The 991-nt window shown below is 72.6% G+C and carries 1 protein-coding gene and 1 pseudogene; both read left to right on the top strand.

The genetic code is table 11. From position 1 onward, the window contains the following. Positions 1 to 536, top strand: a 536-nt coding sequence (locus CCN42_RS35280; RefSeq protein ID WP_086741455.1) for a hypothetical protein, incomplete at its 5' end; no start/stop codon positions are given. Between the two features lie 109 nt (positions 537 to 645). Beyond that, positions 646 to 991: pseudogene (locus CCN42_RS35285) on the top strand (hypothetical protein); the annotation flags it as partial.

Genomic DNA, 991 nt, shown 5'->3' on the forward strand with positions numbered 1-991 from the left:
TCACCGCCCCGCACCCATCCCCCCTCGCACACTCCGCCATCCGCCCGGAACAGGTCTTTCCCGAGACGGGGGTGCATCTGGAGAGCGGGTCCCGCTACGAGCGGGTCGACCTGGCCACCACCCCCGACTGCGCCCGGGGCATGCCCTCGCAGCCGGCGGCGCTCGTCCAGCGGGGCGAGGGCTGTCTGCGGCTGACCGCCGCGCTCTTCACCGACGTGGAGCGCCGTTCCCAGGTGACGGTGACCGTGCTCAGCTTCCGGCGGGCCGAGGACGCCTCGGTGGTGTTCGAGAGGGCTTGTGTGGCCCCGGTGGCCCATCCGGACCTCTCGCTCGACCCGCCGCCCGGGGCGGGGATGCCGACGGTGCCGCCCGGCTCGGCCGGGGTGTTCCGCCGGCTGCTGACCGACCGCTCGGTGGTGTTCGCCCACGGCCGGTGGGGCGACGGGGCGCGGACGGAGAAGGCCGCGCTGACCCGCCGGACCGAGGAGCTGCTCCGGTACGCCGGCGACCGCGTGGCCGCCCACGAGGAGGGATAACTCCCTTGTGACACAAGCCACTTCAACGGACCGCCGGGACCGCTGAGCAACCTCGTTCGGGATCTCGTACATACCGGCGTACGCTCCCCGACCTCTTCAGGAGGCGCGCATGTCGCGTAGGAGAACTCTCGGTACGAAGAAGAAGATCGCGCTGCTGGTGAGCGCGGCCACGGTGGCGGGCGGCGGTGCCTTCGTCATGGCGAGCACGTCGAACGCCGCGCAGTCGGCGAAGGACTCGACCGTCTGCCAGGGCCTGGCCACCGCCCTCGGCAACAACCAGCGGTTCATCGCGGACCAGCGGGCCAAGCCGGACGCGCAGTCGCAGGCGCGGATCGCGAACCGTGAGGCGGTCATCGCGGAGATCCAGCGCAAGCAGGAGGCCTCCGGCTGTGAGGTGGGCGAGGCGATCGGGGGGTCGGCTCAGGGCTCCCAGACCGCGCAGCCCGCCGAACCCG

The sequence above is a fragment of the Streptomyces glaucescens genome (assembly GCF_002154375.1).
GTDB classification, from domain to species: Bacteria; Actinomycetota; Actinomycetes; order Streptomycetales; family Streptomycetaceae; genus Streptomyces; species Streptomyces glaucescens.